We start from the raw sequence: 15850 nt of genomic DNA on the forward strand, positions 1-15850 counted from the left end.
TTAATTTCTCTCTCAGTATCTTAATCATGAATAAAATCTTCTGCACCTCTCAATTGCCTTCTCTCAAACGAAAAATGACCTCAAACCTTCCCCGATCACTTCGTTATTACCAAAAGGGCATCTTACACCCCGAAGCTTGGTTTTCAATTGTGGAAAACAATTACACCCAAATCTTGGGTGCTGTGAATTGGGATTCGCTATTTCCGGAACAGAACGCAGCCTATCAAGTACTAGATATTGGATGTGGACCCGGCCGATTTCCGAGAATGTTGCAGGCATGGCTTCCGGCAACAATACGCCTTCATTATGATTATTTGGACCCTTCCCACTATTGCCTCTCCACCTGCAGCCAGTCTCTGCGCCTGCCATTTCTCCCCAGGCATGCCTGGCAAACCACCTGGGATAATGCTGAAAAGCTCCTGACTCCCGGTTCTTACGATGTGGCATGGGCGATCCAATCCTTCTCCTGCCTAAATCATGCCTCTCTCCATACTTCATTGTCCCGATTTATCGGTGCTCTGCACCCATCTCGGGGAACCGCATGTATTGTCCTTGCCAAGCAAGAGGCTTTTTTCTCACAATGGCATAACACATTTTTTCAAGAATGTTCCCCTCACACTCCAATGCCCTATCTTTCTGCAGAGTCCTTAGTTGCTGTTTTAGAAAAATTAGAAGCTTTTATCACTATTCAAGAAATAGCCTGCACCCATAGCATTTCAATCCGGCATGATCGACTGTTAGAACAATACCTCCAACAAGTTGTCACGGATTCAACTCCGCTGCCAAACTGGATGAAGCAGCCCAGATTACGGCAGCTTGTAGAGTCCTGCCGTCATGGGGACACCTATCATTTTACCAATCCATATTGGATCATATTGTGTACACCCCCATCCGCAGGAGCCGGAGGGAGGCTTCGGCTCCAGCAATACCTCGCATCGGTAACATCTTGTAAGCTCGCCTCCTAGGAATCTCAAGAGCAAACCACCATCTTTTCCGTCAGTGGACAAGTCTGTGTGGCGTCTCCCTCCTTCGCTGCCATTTCTCTTCTGCTGCTGATTCCTAGGAAAATCATCATCGCCAGGGCTTCACAGGCAATCTTTTGTCCCACCAACATTGACCATTTTCCTAGCATTATGAGACATTCAGGAAACGAATCATCGACTGCCCCTATATTCCATTCATCAACGGTTATGATCGAAGGAGCACTGTTTCATGTCAAAAACCTTGAAGAAAAATAGCCTTCCCCTGACCGAGGGACCGGACCGTGCCCCCGCTCGTGCGATGCTCAGGGCCGTTGGCCTAACCGACGACGACTTTACCAGGCCCCTCATCGCGATCGCCAATACCTGGTCGGAAATCACCCCTTGTAATTATCATCTCCGCGATCTCGCGGCGAGTGTGAAGCAAGGGATTCGTGAGGCGGGAGGGACCCCCATCGAATTCAACACGATCGTGGTCTCAGACGGTATCAGCATGGGGACCGAGGGGATGAAAGCCTCTTTAATTAGCCGAGAAGTGGTGGCGGATTCCATCGAATTGGTGGTTCGCGGACATCTGTTTGACGGAGTCATTGCCTTGTCGGGTTGCGACAAAACCATTCCAGGATGCGTGATGGCGCTAGCCCGACTGAATCTTCCATCAATGATGCTCTATGGAGGCTCCATTATGCCTGGAGAATTCCATGGAAAACCGGTATCGATCCAGGACGTCTTTGAGGCCGTCGGATCACACGCCAAAGGGAAAATGACAACGGAGGAGCTGATTGAATTAGAACGACGAGCCTGCCCGGGAGCCGGCGCCTGCGGTGGTCAATTTACGGCGAACACCATGTCCATTGCGTTTGAGTTTTTAGGAATTTCCCCAATGGGATTCAATGGCGTGCCAGCCCTCGACCCCAGAAAGCACCAAGTGGCCAAGGAATGCGGAAAAATTCTGATCAATCTCCTGAAAAACAATCTTCGCCCACGGGATATTATTACTCGCCCCGCATTGGAAAACGCCATCGCGGCAATCGCCACTACCGGTGGATCCACCAATGGCGTCCTCCATCTTTTAGCCCTGGCCCATGAAATGTCGCTCCCATTAAATATTGACGATTTTGATACCATTAACCGCCAAGTCCCGCTCCTGGCTGATCTGAAGCCAGGAGGTCAGTTCATGGCAGCCGATCTCTATCAAGCAGGAGGCACACCGTTGGTGGCAAAATGGCTTTTGGAATCTGGTCATCTCCATGGAAACCAAATCACCGTCACCGGACGAACGTTAGCTGAAGAAGCTGCCACAGCCAAGGAAACTTCAGGGCAAACAGTTCTTTTTCCCCCTTCCCATCCAATTAAACCAACGGGAGGACTTGTGATTCTGAAAGGCAACCTTGCCCCAGAAGGCTGTGTTGTCAAAGTGGCTGGTCATGCCAAATTAGCACACCATGGCCCGGCCAAAGTCTTCGACTGCGAAGAAGATGCGTTTCAGGCAGTCCAACAAGGAAAAATCGTGGACGGGGATGTGGTCGTTATTCGCTATGAAGGACCACAAGGCGGACCAGGGATGCGAGAGATGTTAGGGGTGACGAGTGCTATTGTAGGAGCAGGATTAGGCGAATCAGTCGCTCTTTTGACGGACGGACGGTTTTCAGGAGCCACGTATGGCTTCATGGCTGGACACGTCGCCCCTGAAGCCGCAAAAGGGGGACCGATTGCGGCGGTCAAAAACGGAGACCTAATTCATATCGACATTACTGCGAGACGGTTGGATGTTGAACTTTCAGAGCAAGAAATTCAAGACCGTTTGGCAAAATGGACTCCACCAGCACCACGATATACAACCGGTGTCCTGGCCAAATATGCCAGGATGGTTTCTTCCGCATCCCTCGGAGCCGTAACTTCTTAACAAATCACCCTCCAGGGAGCAGTTATTATTTTTTAAGAGAAACGTTCGACTTCTTTTGGGCAATTTGGACCGATTGAAAGGCCTTGTCCTTTTGCCCAAGTGCCGCTTCTTGTTCAACCATTTTAAGGAAATCCTCTGGTCCGTGTACAGGGGCATATGTGAGAGTCACCACTACATCCATTGATGGTGCATCCTTCGGTGTGGGAAATGTAAAAACCTCTACCCGCATCTCCTCAGGTTTAAGAAGGGTGTCGCGTAATACCTTTTTTGCCTCAAAATCAAAGACCGTCTCTTTTCCCTCCGCATTCCCAAACGTCCGCTCATAAAAACGTTGTTCGTTGTAAACCTTTTTGAGATTTTTCCCAAAAATAGAAAGATCAACAACGACCCGAGACCACCCGGGATGCGGCAACGGCAAATTATGGGGAACCAGGCTCTGAATACTGACCTGCACTTGAGAAGTCTCAGGAGTGGTCTCAGTGGTAAAGTCCAAGGTAACAGCTTCCGCGCGGACTTTTCCGAATCTCCCAGGGAAACTGTGATTGGCGACCTTCCTGACCTTCTCCCCATTTGCAGATTCATCAACTGCCTCTGGCATATGACAGGATTGACAAGGCTTCCCATTGGTTTCAGATTTGGTTTTTTCCCAAGATCCAAGCCAACCAGGGAGGTCCTTGGCAGAACCTGAGATCTTTGGGAGTGAATCATGACAGGTCACGCAGAATTTTGACTCTCGATAGAGATCCAGCTTCTGTGATTGATGTGCCAGGTTTTCAGCGGCTTTATCATATCCTCCAAAAATCGTCGTCCCCAATTGAAATGTTGGCGTTGGTGGATGGGAATTCATGTCCACATCCTGAATAAGATGGCATTGGGGGCATCCAACTCCATCCATCTGTGGGTCCTTTGATTGCACTTCCTTAATGAAACGAGGCAGGTGTTCAGCATATTCAAGAATGTGCGGAGCATGACAACGAAAGCACATTGCATGATCTTTTATATCGGTTGAAGCCAGAAACTTGTCCAAGGTTACCCGGAAAGGGGCAGTCACAATAGAACGCGATTGAGCCGAAGCTTCCCATTCTTCGAAGACCCTAAGGTGGCAGCGTTTACATTTTTCGGAATTGGGAAATGATTTTTCTAATGGTTTTTTGGTTGAAGACGATTCACCTGCAACCGAGCCAGGAAGAGGTGTCGTCAGCAGAAAACATCCCAAAACCAGCAGAAATATCCCACCCCTCACATCTGTACTCCTGCAAGCACTCTTTTTGTAGCTTTTCCTCATCAGACAATCCTTCTTATATTATTCAACAACCAATCTGGACGTTTCTGCTGCCTATAAGCTCATGGTGCGAAACGTGAGGAGACGCGGGGAAGAATAATCATGAATGATGCGTTCTGCAGCTTCCCGTTCTTTATCGGTAGCCAGACTTTTAAGAAATTTCGCGGCAAGAGCCTTCGAGGGCTCAGGAATGAGGGAATAACTGACTGAGGCCTCAATGAGGGATGCCTCTGAATCTTTGGGATATTTCAACGAAAATGGTATATGTCTGGTTGTGCCTCCATTGACAAATGGTCGGGGGATCGGACCACGAAGCAGTTCTTCAAATGTTCGGCCAAACCGTTCCTGATATTGATCGATAACCTGCCCATCTGAATTTTTGAGAGTTATCGTGACATAAAATTGCTTTAACACTGGATCGCCACCCGGAAAAGTATGAGGCAAGGCACCATTTCGCACCAGGACTTCACCCTCAACGTGCCCCTGAACCTTTTTAACCTCAATATCCACCCTCGAAAACCATTCGGCTTGTAAATTTCTATTACTCAGCATAATCCCCGGAATCACAATACCTTGGAACCAATGGCGCCCGATTGGCCGAGTGAGAGCCCCCCGTTGAGAGGTTGAACTCCCGGTAGAACGCTCCATATGACAATCCTGACAAATGGTGCCTTTCAAAATTTCCCCTGGAATATCAGGCCGAGTAACATCCCTTACCTTATCAAAATGGCAGGATGCACAATAATGGGCCCCTCGATAAATCTCCACCTGACCAGATGGATGCACAAGATTCTCCTCTGGTTCTGCGTAGGGTCCGTACAGAGTTTCCCCAGAAGTAATTTTAAAAGTAGGGTGCCCATAGGCATTTTCTTGAGTGCCAGTAATGAGATGGCAGGCACTACAACCAATACCTTCAATTTTGACCCGTTTACCCCCTTTCATCACTTGATCAATAATTCGATCAGTGTGCTGAGGGAACACGGTCACGGCTGGAGCATGACAAGAAAGACAGCGAGTACGTTGCTCCTGATCCGGATCCGTCTGAAGCCACAGGCCTAAAACGGTTTTGAACACCGGAGAGCTGAAAGCCGTCCCATGAAGAAGAGCTCCATCCACACGGCCAAATGTCTTTAAATCCATGGTCTGCTCGCGCATCCCCTTCCACTCTTCATAATGCCGGTCATGGCATTGCTTGCATTGTTCGGAAGGGATAAAAACTTGCTCAATTTCCTTAATCCAGGATTCTTCGGCTTCACCAACAATCGTGTTTGGCTGTTGACCAAACCCGACGCCAGATAAACAAAAAATCCCAAGTATGATCGTTAAAATCCATCGATTGTACATGGTTATTATTTCCAAAAACCGAAAGTTTTTGCTAACAGGTTCTTCTTCTTCATCCAGATAACTTAATCCTGAAGAATACGTACAAAATGGAAATTAAGCCCGCCGGTAACCCCTTGATTATCCGGATCGGCAGGTTCATATGTGGCAACAGTAAAATTCTTTGTGGGAAGGGTCTGCTCCAAGGCTGTGCCCAAATCCACAAGGGTTTGAATTTCATATTTATCCACTTCCTTAATAATCGCCTTTACCTTTATGCCTGACAATTCAGCTGGTGACCCTCCAATGACGGCATACACCACAACCCCTTCTGCTTTGGTCAATCCAAGAATTTTCTTGACCTCCTCATCTACTTCCCCCACATCGATGCCAAATTTTTCGGCTAAAATCAGGGCTTTTTCTTTGGTCATATCCTCACTTGGCGGTTGACCAAATGCTTCTCCTTGAAGAACCATCATTCCAAACCACAGGCACCAACCTATTAAGAACACTTGCATTCCGCCTGTAGATCTCATTCTCATCATTATTGGGATCCTCATGATGAGCTCTGCGTGGATTCAATCCCTCCTGCCCCATCCTGAGATGAGGTCTGAACAGGATCAATAAGTAATTGCATCCAGGAGGCAACAGATTTTTGCCCATTCCGCTCCTTATTTTCTCCATTCCAAACGGCAAAGGCTATGGCTTGCATTCGCCCGGGAACCAGCATCGCTTCATTGTCCAAATCGTCTCCCATAGACGTCAAAGGCCGTTTCATAACCACTCGCCATAGGCCATTTTTCCACTCCGCTTGTCCTTGAATTCGTCCCTGCTGTTCTTTGCTGGTTAGGGTGCTAAACCCCCCTCCCACGAGGTCCTCGACCGATGAGGGCCGACGCGGGATCACTTCAAACCGGCGAGGACCTGATTCCCCACGTTTAGATTCTTTGGCTCGCTCGGCACGCCGATCCACGTCGCTTTGCCAATCCGCTTTCCAATGCCAAATATTCACATAATGATCAAGTTGGCCCATACAAAAAAAGGCCGGTGCATCTCCCAGAGGCAGAGCCACGGCAACTCCATCTCTGAAGACCCCGGGGGTCAACGATTCATTAATTGTGGCATCTTGCCATTCCAGCAAAAACGCAATGTCTTTTCCATTATGAATTGATCGGATTGAGAGGGCTCTCGCACTTGGCTCCGGCCATACCGGTCTGGTAATGATTTGGCCACTGAGGGGGACAGGGAGGGGAGCCACAGTCTCCCACGCTGAATCGGAAGGATGAGAGGGCACTTCCCCTTTTGAAAAATGCGCAAGGACAACCATGCCCTGAGAACTGACAAGGGGGACTTGATACCAAGTCAATCCGAATAAAACCACCAACGCAAAAACCACAAACAAAATAATCCGTTTTTTGGCGTGAATTGTGCTCAATCCTCGGTTTCCTTGGAAATTTTAAAGATTCAATGCCAATGATCTTTTAAGAATGAGAAAAAATCAGTTCATTATTACATAGATACTCGCGAACATATTCATGATCATTGTCTATCCCATCTTGAAGGCAGAGCGCCGCGGAAAACAACCCGTAATGAGCAACGAGAAAAAGACGGAGTCCCACCAACAGGATATGAGGAGAGGAGAGAAGCGAGGCAAATGATATAGCTTAGAAACAATAAGTATGGCAGCAATTATTAAACTCACTGGGGCAGGAGTAGCTGTACCGGATACAGCCAATCTCTATTGAAAAATCAAATTAGCCTCATTATCGTAATTTCACCCGACGAATTTTATTTTCATTCCGTTCACAAATGTACAAATACCCCTGTGAGTCCAAGGTCAGGCCAGCTGGAGTGTTCACAATCGCCTCAATGGCAATAAGGCCATCACCATGTTTCAACATCCCAGCGTCTTCTTTTGCCACAAAGCGCGCAGCACCGCACCCACCCATATTTTTGTCATCGTAGCCACTATCGCCATTCCCCGCGACGGTAGTAATGATACCGGTCTGGCAATCAACTTTTCGAACCCGGTGATTCATGGAATCGGAAATATACACATTGCCATCTGAGTCCACCACAGCGCCCTCCGGGACATTAAGCATGGATTTCACCGCTAACTTTCCATCGCCGTCAAATCCATACCGACAGATGCCAGCCACGGTGGACATCGTGCCTGTTTTCCGATCTAGCTTTCGGATGCGGTTTGTTCCCTTATCAGTGATATAAAGGTCTCCATGTTTGTCCACATCGATATCGACCACGTCATACAACTTGCACTCCAAAGCCGGCCTGCCATCGTCAAGATATAACGATAAATCTAGCCCATCTGAACAACGCGGACGCAGCAACCCTTCATCGTTGCTAAAATCTATCCCAATCGCATCGCCAGAAAGAACAATTAGATTTTGAGCGGTCAGAGGGCTCACGCGCTCATCATCTTCTGCCGTCCAACACCCGGCAATGGTCGTAAGCATTCCTGTCTGAGGATTATAATGCCGAATGCGATGGGCTTGAGTGTCTGCAATGTAAAGATGATCCTGATCGTCGATTGCTATGGCTGCCGGATAGGTTAAATTGCACTCCAAGGCTGGCCCATCCCCATTATATCCCCACTGCCCAGTACCGACGATGGTCGTAATAATTCCTGTATCCGCGTCAATTTTTCGAATTCGATTGCTGCCTGAATCACAGACATAGATATGATTGTGCGAATCACACAAGACATCTAATGGAAGGTAAAGCCCAGCTTCCCCACAAGGTCCGTAATCGCCGCTATAACAAGTCTCACCGGTCCCCGCAAAGTTATGCAGAAGACCTGTTTCCATATCCACTCGCCTGATTCGGTCAGAACCGGATTCGGCAATGTAGAAAAACCGACCATCCCGATCGACCGTAATATGGTTAGGCAGCGGAATTCCAGATTTCACCGCTCGCTTGCCATCACCCGTACTGCGAGACTTCCCATTGCCAGCAAAGGTTTCAATCACCCCGATTTCTAACGCCGTCTCGATACTCATAGACAATTCACCCTTCAACGTTCATTTCAAAAATCCGGTCCAATCACCACCACGAAGAAGCTTTTGGCCCCTTGCCGTTATAACAGAATTAGGCCTTAGAGGACGCAGGAACCTGTTCCTGTTGAGCCGGCTGGACTGCTGCCGGTGGTGGCACTGGGGAACCCGTTTCTAACGGCGCGGTATGCATAGGCTGTGAAATTTGCGGTTGAGCATTGCCCTGGTTGGCGGATGCCGTATTTTCCACCTGTACTTGGGGGTCTAGGTCATACGCTTCTGCCTCTTGAACAGATTTCTTGAACCCTTTGATCGCTTTTCCGACCCCTTCGCCCAATTGCGGTAATTTTCCCGCCCCAAAAATGATTAGCACAATCATGAGGATGAGAATTAATTCTGTAAATCCTAAGCTTCCAAACATGGTACCTCTCCTTGTTGGGGTATCACTTTTTTACCGTTTCACGCGAACGCTTGTTAAATCGATCCTTGAGACGATTTCTGGTTTCTTCCGCCTGCTCAAACATCTTACACTTTTCATAGGTGTTAATCAGATTATAATAGGCCAATGGTTCATCCTGATTATTTTCAACGGCATCTTCCATGATCTTCACTGCCATATCAGGTTTCTTCAGATTTAGGGCAATTTCCATGAGCTTAAAACTCGACTCAAGATGACTTGGATCAAACTGCAGGACTTTCATATAAGCCTGCATAGCCATGTCTATCGTATTAAAGTCGGAGACATTGGGATCATCCAATTTCTCATAGACTCCAGCCAAATTATACCAAGCAATCGGATCTTCCGGTGAAATTTCGATCAGACGTTCGAAATACTCTTTGGCCTCCAAAAATGCATTTTTGTCATTATAGAGTCGGCCGACATTAAAGAGTGCCAGAACATCATAGGGGGTTTAGTTCCAGCGCTCGTTTAAATTGAGCCGTGGCTTCGTCCAACATCCCTTTCGTTCCATAAATCGTTCCAAGATTCGAGTAGTACATGGCTAGAGACCGATCCATTTCAATCCGAAGGCCCTCTGCCATCTCAATGGATTTCTTTACTTCCGCCAGGGCTTCATCCATCCGTCCTTTATTGAAGTAAAGTTCACCCAAGCGACACCGCGCTTGAAAGTCGTCCGGCTCCTCACTCAGAAGTTTTTCAATCTCAGCAATTTCCTCATCAACCGTTAAGGGGCGATCTTCTGTGGTCGTCTCCCCAGACTGCGGATCCATTGTTTGGCTTCCAGCACTTTGTTCTTCCATTTCAGGTGTCCTAACTACTGTGTTTGCCCGTATACGGGACGAATTGGTTGATAGACTACCCCCTCTTGGGTTTTCTTACGAAGTTTCCCTAAAGTTCCTCTTTTATCAATATTTAGCAACATTAACCCAAGCACTACCATCAAGGTCAAATGTGATAATTGAAGCGCATAGCCTGCCATAAACATGAGACCTAGCCCATAGCCTGCTAATCGACCAATCAACACCAACTTAATCACGGTATACGCCCAGCAGGTAAAGCCCAACACATAAAATGCAAAAGGGAGATAAAAGGTATAGCCCATTCCCATTTGAAAAATCCAGCCTATCCCCTCTCCAGCCTTCCTAACTTCTTTGGCCACTTCAGGATTCCAAAGAGAAAGGAAAAAATCCATGAACAGTAATGCCAAAAAAGCACTCCCTCCGCTAATAACCAAAGTTAATCCCCACCGGCGTTGTTGCTTGTTTTTTGTAATAATCGAAGTGGTGCCATAGGCCCAAAAGACCAGGATGCTTGAAAGAACCATTAGTGCTTCCCCGAGCCTATTACCTTCATGCACCAGGGGAGGGGCATCAAAAATATTGAGCCATCCATAAGTCGTTGACATCGTCTGATAATACAGCCATCCACTAATACCCAGGAAGAAACTACTCACCATAAGCCTTTGACTCAACACACGGTGAGTAACCCAATATTCCAAAACCAGAAAAACGATCAATCCAAACGCCAAAATATTATAAAGAATCGTCCCAACCATCACTGGAGGAAAGAATAAATAACCCACCGTACATGCTACCAATAAGGCTGCCAATGGAATAACAACCTTATCCCACTCTCCTACCCACAGCTTGGTCCGTAATTTTTGAACCAGCAAAATACCCAAAATCAGAAAAACTAGTATGGCCGTCATATTCAATAAGACAAACCCTAATGAAGAGAGAGTGCGAAATCCGATCCTGACCGCTTCATATTTTTCGGCTAATTTGCCAAGATGCATACCCAACCGTGAAACCAGCCGATACAGCACCAATTCAAAAAAGGCTGCAAATAGCAAACTCTTAAGACCCCATTCAAAAAGGAGCCCTGGGCCGTCGATTCTTTCCTGGCTCTTTTGAGTAGTAGAAATCATTTTTTTGAACTTCAGATATTGAAGCGCATGCGTAATAAGATAGCTAGATTTTCATCCAGGATAGCTTACATCTATACCCTGGAGGGCTCCATCTCAAGCTCTTTGTTATGCCGGGTGATATACAACAACCCATCTGCCATGGAGTAGTTAAAGGGTAATTCACAGACAACTTCACTAATCTTTTCATACACATATTGATATACTTTTTCAGCTTGCTCTGGAGTCATCCCCGATTTTACTTCATAAAAGAACCCTAAACTCAAATCTTCCGAGGCTGGTCGCATAATTCGTTGAATCCCGTATCCTCCTGGATCGCTCATAATAGGGGCTTCCTTTTCTAAATCAAACAAGCACGGTTGACAGGAAAACCCATAGGAGGAATGCAGCTTCGTATTATTAACAATAAAATTCAATGTTTCCAATGATTCTTCTTCTGTTTCGGTCGGGAACCCTACAATCACATAGCAATGCACCGCAATTCCAAGATCAACACAATCGGAACAGATCCGATCAACATTTTCTTGGGTAATCCCCTTCACCATAAAATCCATCAACCGGGCATTATAGGTTTCCAAACCAAAGACAATTTTCTGACACCCTGCCTCCCGCATAGAGGTAAGGAGCTCACGAGATAAATTTTTTTCAAATCGCAACTCCGCAGTCCACTGTAACCCCAATCTTCGATGAATGAGTTCCTTACACAAGCGCTTGGTTGGCGAAAGAGCCAGGCATTCATCCGTAAAGAAGAAATACGGTGTTTCATATTTATGGGACAACGCTTCCAATTCATCCACAACTTTTATCGGATCCTTTTGCCGAAAATTCTGATGATCTAAAGTCAGGGCACAAAAAGCACAATCCTTGTAATAACAACCTCTAGAAAACTGTACTGGCAACACCGTATGCGGGGCTAAATAGTCACCCAAGGGAAATCCGTCATAATTGGGGGCTGGGTGGTCCGCAAGGTTTTCAGAGTAAAAGGGTTGATTCACAGTTATTTTTCCATCTTGCCGCCAGATAAGATTCGGCACTTTCGTAAAATCTTTTTTCCCGTCTAGCTGATTTATCAGTTCCAAAAGGGCCGTCTCACCTTCAAACACAATGAAATCATCCGTCAATTGAAATAACCGATCACACCGTCTGAGATTGTCTACCAACCTTGTAAAAATACTACCCCCGATGGTGACATGAACCTCCGGATGAATTTCCTTAATTAATTTACACAGAGTTAAACCAGGGATAATCTGTGAGGTTGCGGTGATGGAGACTCCAACAAAGTTAGGAATATCTTGTCCAAAAGCAGGAAGAAAAAATTTTCGATAAAGCTCAAGATACGGATTTTGGTTCTCATCGTGTACAGCTTGAAGAATTTCTCGCGAAGAATAGATTGAATACGCAAATTGGTTGTCTACCACCGTCATCCTGGTCGGAAAATATAAAGAAGATACAACCTCCAACCACCGATCAATTAAAAAGAGACATTCTCGGTAACGCTCAATGTCGTAAAATTCCTCCCCACGCAATGATGCTTTAACGGGTTCGATTTCATCTATGAGATAGGGAAAACGGTCAAGGGATTCAACAACACGAGCGTAATGCTCCTTACTCCCATAGCCGGTATCTCCCGAAACCGATGTTTCCAACTTTTTCACCAACTCAACTAACCGTGGATAAATATCTAACCCAAATCCTTTAGTTAACACCCTATCAAGCAACTCAATATTTAAATCACGTTGCTGATGAACTGGAACACCGGATTTTTCAAGAAAGGCCGAAAGACACGGAATACTCAAATAGGGCTGGGAAGGATGCCAACTAGGAGGGAATAAAAGTGAGATTTTCACAATACGGCTCCCAGGTAATGGGGAAAATAAGAAACGCAGAATTTGCCTATTTTAAGTTTATACACGTCCCATTCTCTTCAATGCAACATGTAGCTTTTTCTTGTCTTGTCCCATAAACTTTTATCCGAAATAAGTGCTTTAAAAAAAAACCTCCGGCAACTTCCCCCATTACTGGAGTCCATTACCGGAGGTTTTCAAGCTCAGCTCTGTCCTATATGAAAAAGGACCTGATTCAGAAAAGGAATGAACTTAGTTTGGCATTTGAGCCGTAAACCAAGTCGAAATCCCTTTCATCCCATTTCGTTCTACGTTTGAACCGTCCCAGACGGCAAAAGCTACTGGGAAGCTCGCTCCTGCCGCGAACTGAACATCATTGGGGTCTTGGGTTTTGAGACTCCGCTTCATGACCACTCTCCAGGTCGGACCGCTGCAGCATCCACCCTTCAGTGACCCATACGGCTCCCATAATCCATTTCCTACCACGTCTTGGGACGCTTGGGTGGTCAACGTACTAAATCCATTTGCATTCAAATCTTCGACTGATCCCAGCCGAAGGTTAGGATCGGACATGATGTTTCCAGACCAAATGCCGGGGTTAAATGGCCCTAAACTGCGACCAATTCGGTCAGGATAGGTTACACCACCAGCTGGCTCTTCATAGTAATAATCCCATGCTATGGAGGGATATTGATTGTCTACATCCCACATACCGGCCACGCCAGCTCCAAGATCCTTTTGCCATTCCGCATTCCAACGCCATATGTTGACCGTCCCACCAGACTGTCCCATACATTGGAATGGAGGCGCCCCAGCAGATTGCACAGGGAATTGTACCGCCACTTGATCCCTGAAATCCTGAGGACCAATGGTGGTGTTATTTAATGTTTGATCACCCCAGTTAGCCCAAACGCCGATTTCTTCGCCATTTGTTGCCATTTTGATCATCACAGTTTTCACTGAAATGTTCGGGTGCATTGGGGTCGTTATCGTCTGCCCACTTAATGGGGCAACGATACCGGGCACGGACTCCCATACAGGATTCGCCGCATCCATAGGGATTGGGCCAGTAATTTTGCCAACCGGAATCGTTACCGGCTGCGAGACGGCCAGCGGAATCTGCCCCATGGTCAAACCTACACACACCACCAGGACAGACAGAAGAACGCCAAACACCAGTCGTTTGTTACGCGTCTGCACCAATCTCATAATGACGCATCCTCCTTTGATAAAAGATTAAAACCGAAAAGACTGCTAACTACCTGTCTCCTCAAACCTGTCGCCACTAAAACAAATTTTCGAAAAAGGACTTAACCCAATTATTCACTAAGCATTTCCTGATTGGCCTGATGCTCCACTTTCCTTATCCAAAAATGCATCTGCTCCAACTTCACTCATTAGGAGGCTTAGCTCGTTTCCTTGATCTTGAGCCCCGCATTCGAAACTTTGCCCTTCCGGATTATTGTATGACGCAGGGCGATAATCCGTTTCTGAATAAGGCTGAGGTGTCACCCCTAAAAACGCAATATCGAAAGCAATCCAATGAGAGGTAAAATCAGCCAAAATCTTATAAAAACCGTAATCGGCTTTTCTATTTAACATTCCTGAAAACAAAGGAACCCATCGACCAATATGCTCTTTAACGAATTTTTTCTCGGCTTCAATGACGGTTCTAAGCTTTTTCTGCCCCGTCATGAAGAATGGCATATGATTCTTTGTACGCCAGATAATGCATAAATTCCAACTCTACACTCAAATGATCCAGGCGTTCATGAATATCTGGAGAAAGCTGGAGGCCAAAGGCACTATAAAAACCGGCAATATCTCCCATCACGTAGGACTGGCCGAAAACGTGATCATTTCCAAATAATGTCTCGTATGGCGGACAATCTAACGCGATGACATTGCTAAATACTCGACGATGTTCATCACGTAAGTCTTGGAGACTCCAGTTTTCACCTTCTGATGATATCCAAGATTCAATGGCATCAAAATTACCCACTAATGCATCAAGACGCTCTTGCGCTTCATCGCCCCCTATATTTTGTAGCTCTTTTTTTAACCCCTCTAATGCCGACTTTCCATCCTCAACAAATTCCCCACTCTGAAGATAATCCAGAAATTCCTCGTCTTCTGGGTAGAGATATCCCCAAGATACCAACAGATAAAGTTTGCTGCGACAAAGCGCCCGATCAACAGCGGGCGCATCTTTTGGAGAAATCTTGACGGCCTTTTCATTTCCCGAAACTGGCATTCCGTTTTTCCCTGCTTTCTTCCCCTCTTTAACGCCTGAAGTCATATTTCACCTAACTTTTAAAATTTTTTCAATTCACAAGCATTTAGGATCATTGTCAGGGCCATTAAGGATTCATGAAAAAGGGATCAGATAATAGGACAACAGCCCTATGAAGTCAAGACTCCATTATCCCTGATAGCCCCATAGTTTTCAGAATTTTCCCGCAAACTAAATTCCCTAATTCTATCGTAGAAAATCTACACAAAAAAACTTCCTTTTTAGGCCTCCGTCCATTTTTCATACCTCCCAGCCAATAGGTTCCTATTTACACGTTTCTTCTCCAGGTCATTCAAGCTAATACTCAATCACCATTAATTTAATTCTAAAATACCAAACTTTCCTTACCTAGAAACAATCCGAATTGCGCTACGGTCATTTACCGTTCCACAGATATATTGACATATGCCACAACCCACACATACCGAATCATCTACACGAATGTGATAGGAGGCAAAATCCATCGAAAGTGCCTCCGTAGGACATTTGGACACACATGCATTACAGCCAGCTCCTGCCGTACACATTTTTGGCAAAATTTTCGCCACTCCCATATTTACCTGAAAACGATCCGCAACGGGCAAAAGAGCCTCCGTAGTGCACGCATCAATACAAGGAAGATCTTCACATAATTTGCATGGAGTTTCTCCTGGATAGATAACGGGAGTATCATTACTCAATAACACTTGAATTGCATCGTGAGGACAGACCTCGACGCAATCAGCGCATCCAGTGCAGCGCTCCAAAAATAACTCCTCATCCACAGCCCCTGGGGGACGGAGCCAACCCGGTTTCTCTGGAACAGGCTGCTCTTTTTTTATTGGGGAGGG

15 protein-coding genes are annotated in these 15850 nt (G+C 46.2%); 2 read left to right on the plus strand and 13 right to left on the minus strand.

Going from position 1 to position 15850, the window contains the following annotated elements:
- Positions 1-26 precede the first annotated feature (26 nt).
- Positions 27-965 carry a class I SAM-dependent methyltransferase gene (locus tag PP769_RS19620; RefSeq protein WP_312643574.1) on the plus strand — a complete coding sequence of 313 codons (939 nt, stop codon included), beginning with the start codon at positions 27-29 and terminating at the stop codon, positions 963-965.
- 247 nt (positions 966-1212) lie between these two features.
- Positions 1213-2886, plus strand: a complete 1674-nt coding sequence (ilvD, locus tag PP769_RS19625) for a dihydroxy-acid dehydratase (protein WP_312643577.1) — start codon at positions 1213-1215, stop codon at positions 2884-2886.
- 25 nt (positions 2887-2911) lie between these two features.
- Here the strand turns inward: ilvD and PP769_RS19630 are convergent, their stop codons facing one another.
- From PP769_RS19630 to PP769_RS19690, 13 genes are all read right to left on the minus strand, one after another.
- Positions 2912-4129 carry a multiheme c-type cytochrome gene (locus tag PP769_RS19630; protein ID WP_312643579.1) on the minus strand — a complete coding sequence of 406 codons (1218 nt, stop codon included), beginning with the start codon at positions 4127-4129 and terminating at the stop codon, positions 2912-2914.
- Between the two features lie 93 nt (positions 4130-4222).
- The gene (locus tag PP769_RS19635; protein WP_312643581.1) at positions 4223-5512 is read right to left on the minus strand and encodes a multiheme c-type cytochrome; all 1290 of its coding nucleotides are present in this window, start codon (positions 5510-5512) and stop codon (positions 4223-4225) included.
- Between the two features lie 62 nt (positions 5513-5574).
- Positions 5575-5967, minus strand: a complete 393-nt coding sequence (locus PP769_RS19640) for a serine protease family protein (protein WP_312643583.1) — start codon at positions 5965-5967, stop codon at positions 5575-5577.
- Positions 5968-6044: 77 nt separating this feature from the next.
- Positions 6045-6923 carry an ethylbenzene dehydrogenase-related protein gene (locus PP769_RS19645; RefSeq protein ID WP_312643586.1) on the minus strand — a complete coding sequence of 293 codons (879 nt, stop codon included), beginning with the start codon at positions 6921-6923 and terminating at the stop codon, positions 6045-6047.
- Positions 6924-7251: 328 nt separating this feature from the next.
- The gene (locus PP769_RS19650) at positions 7252-8505 is read right to left on the minus strand and encodes an NHL repeat-containing protein (protein WP_312643589.1); all 1254 of its coding nucleotides are present in this window, start codon (positions 8503-8505) and stop codon (positions 7252-7254) included.
- 88 nt (positions 8506-8593) lie between these two features.
- The gene (gene tatA / locus PP769_RS19840; protein WP_376753389.1) at positions 8594-8920 is read right to left on the minus strand and encodes a twin-arginine translocase TatA/TatE family subunit; all 327 of its coding nucleotides are present in this window, start codon (positions 8918-8920) and stop codon (positions 8594-8596) included.
- A gap of 22 nt (positions 8921-8942) precedes the next feature.
- Positions 8943-9395: a tetratricopeptide repeat protein gene (locus tag PP769_RS19660; RefSeq protein WP_312647069.1), complete on the minus strand. Its 453-nt coding sequence runs from the start codon at positions 9393-9395 to the stop codon at positions 8943-8945.
- Positions 9396-9399: 4 nt separating this feature from the next.
- A complete protein-coding gene (locus PP769_RS19665; protein ID WP_312643596.1) occupies positions 9400-9759 on the minus strand; it encodes a tetratricopeptide repeat protein in 360 nt (119 codons plus the stop codon).
- Between the two features lie 14 nt (positions 9760-9773).
- Complete coding sequence (locus PP769_RS19670; protein ID WP_312643603.1) at positions 9774-10886, minus strand: hypothetical protein; 1113 nt, start codon at positions 10884-10886, stop codon at positions 9774-9776.
- A 71-nt stretch (positions 10887-10957) separates the two neighbouring features.
- The gene (locus PP769_RS19675; RefSeq protein ID WP_312643607.1) at positions 10958-12730 is read right to left on the minus strand and encodes a B12-binding domain-containing radical SAM protein; all 1773 of its coding nucleotides are present in this window, start codon (positions 12728-12730) and stop codon (positions 10958-10960) included.
- Positions 12731-12979: 249 nt separating this feature from the next.
- The gene (locus tag PP769_RS19680; RefSeq protein ID WP_312643612.1) at positions 12980-13936 is read right to left on the minus strand and encodes an ethylbenzene dehydrogenase-related protein; all 957 of its coding nucleotides are present in this window, start codon (positions 13934-13936) and stop codon (positions 12980-12982) included.
- A gap of 117 nt (positions 13937-14053) precedes the next feature.
- On the minus strand, positions 14054-14422 hold the full coding sequence (locus PP769_RS19685; protein ID WP_312643614.1) for a hypothetical protein: 369 nt from the start codon (positions 14420-14422) through the stop codon (positions 14054-14056).
- Positions 14400-15026: a TorD/DmsD family molecular chaperone gene (locus PP769_RS19690; protein ID WP_312643617.1), complete on the minus strand. Its 627-nt coding sequence runs from the start codon at positions 15024-15026 to the stop codon at positions 14400-14402. Before PP769_RS19690 ends, PP769_RS19685 begins: the two co-directional genes overlap by 23 nt.
- Between the last annotated feature and the right edge of the window lie 824 nt (positions 15027-15850).

It is taken from the genome of Candidatus Nitrospira allomarina (assembly GCF_032050975.1).
Taxonomy (GTDB): domain Bacteria; phylum Nitrospirota; class Nitrospiria; order Nitrospirales; family UBA8639; genus Nitrospira_E; species Nitrospira_E allomarina.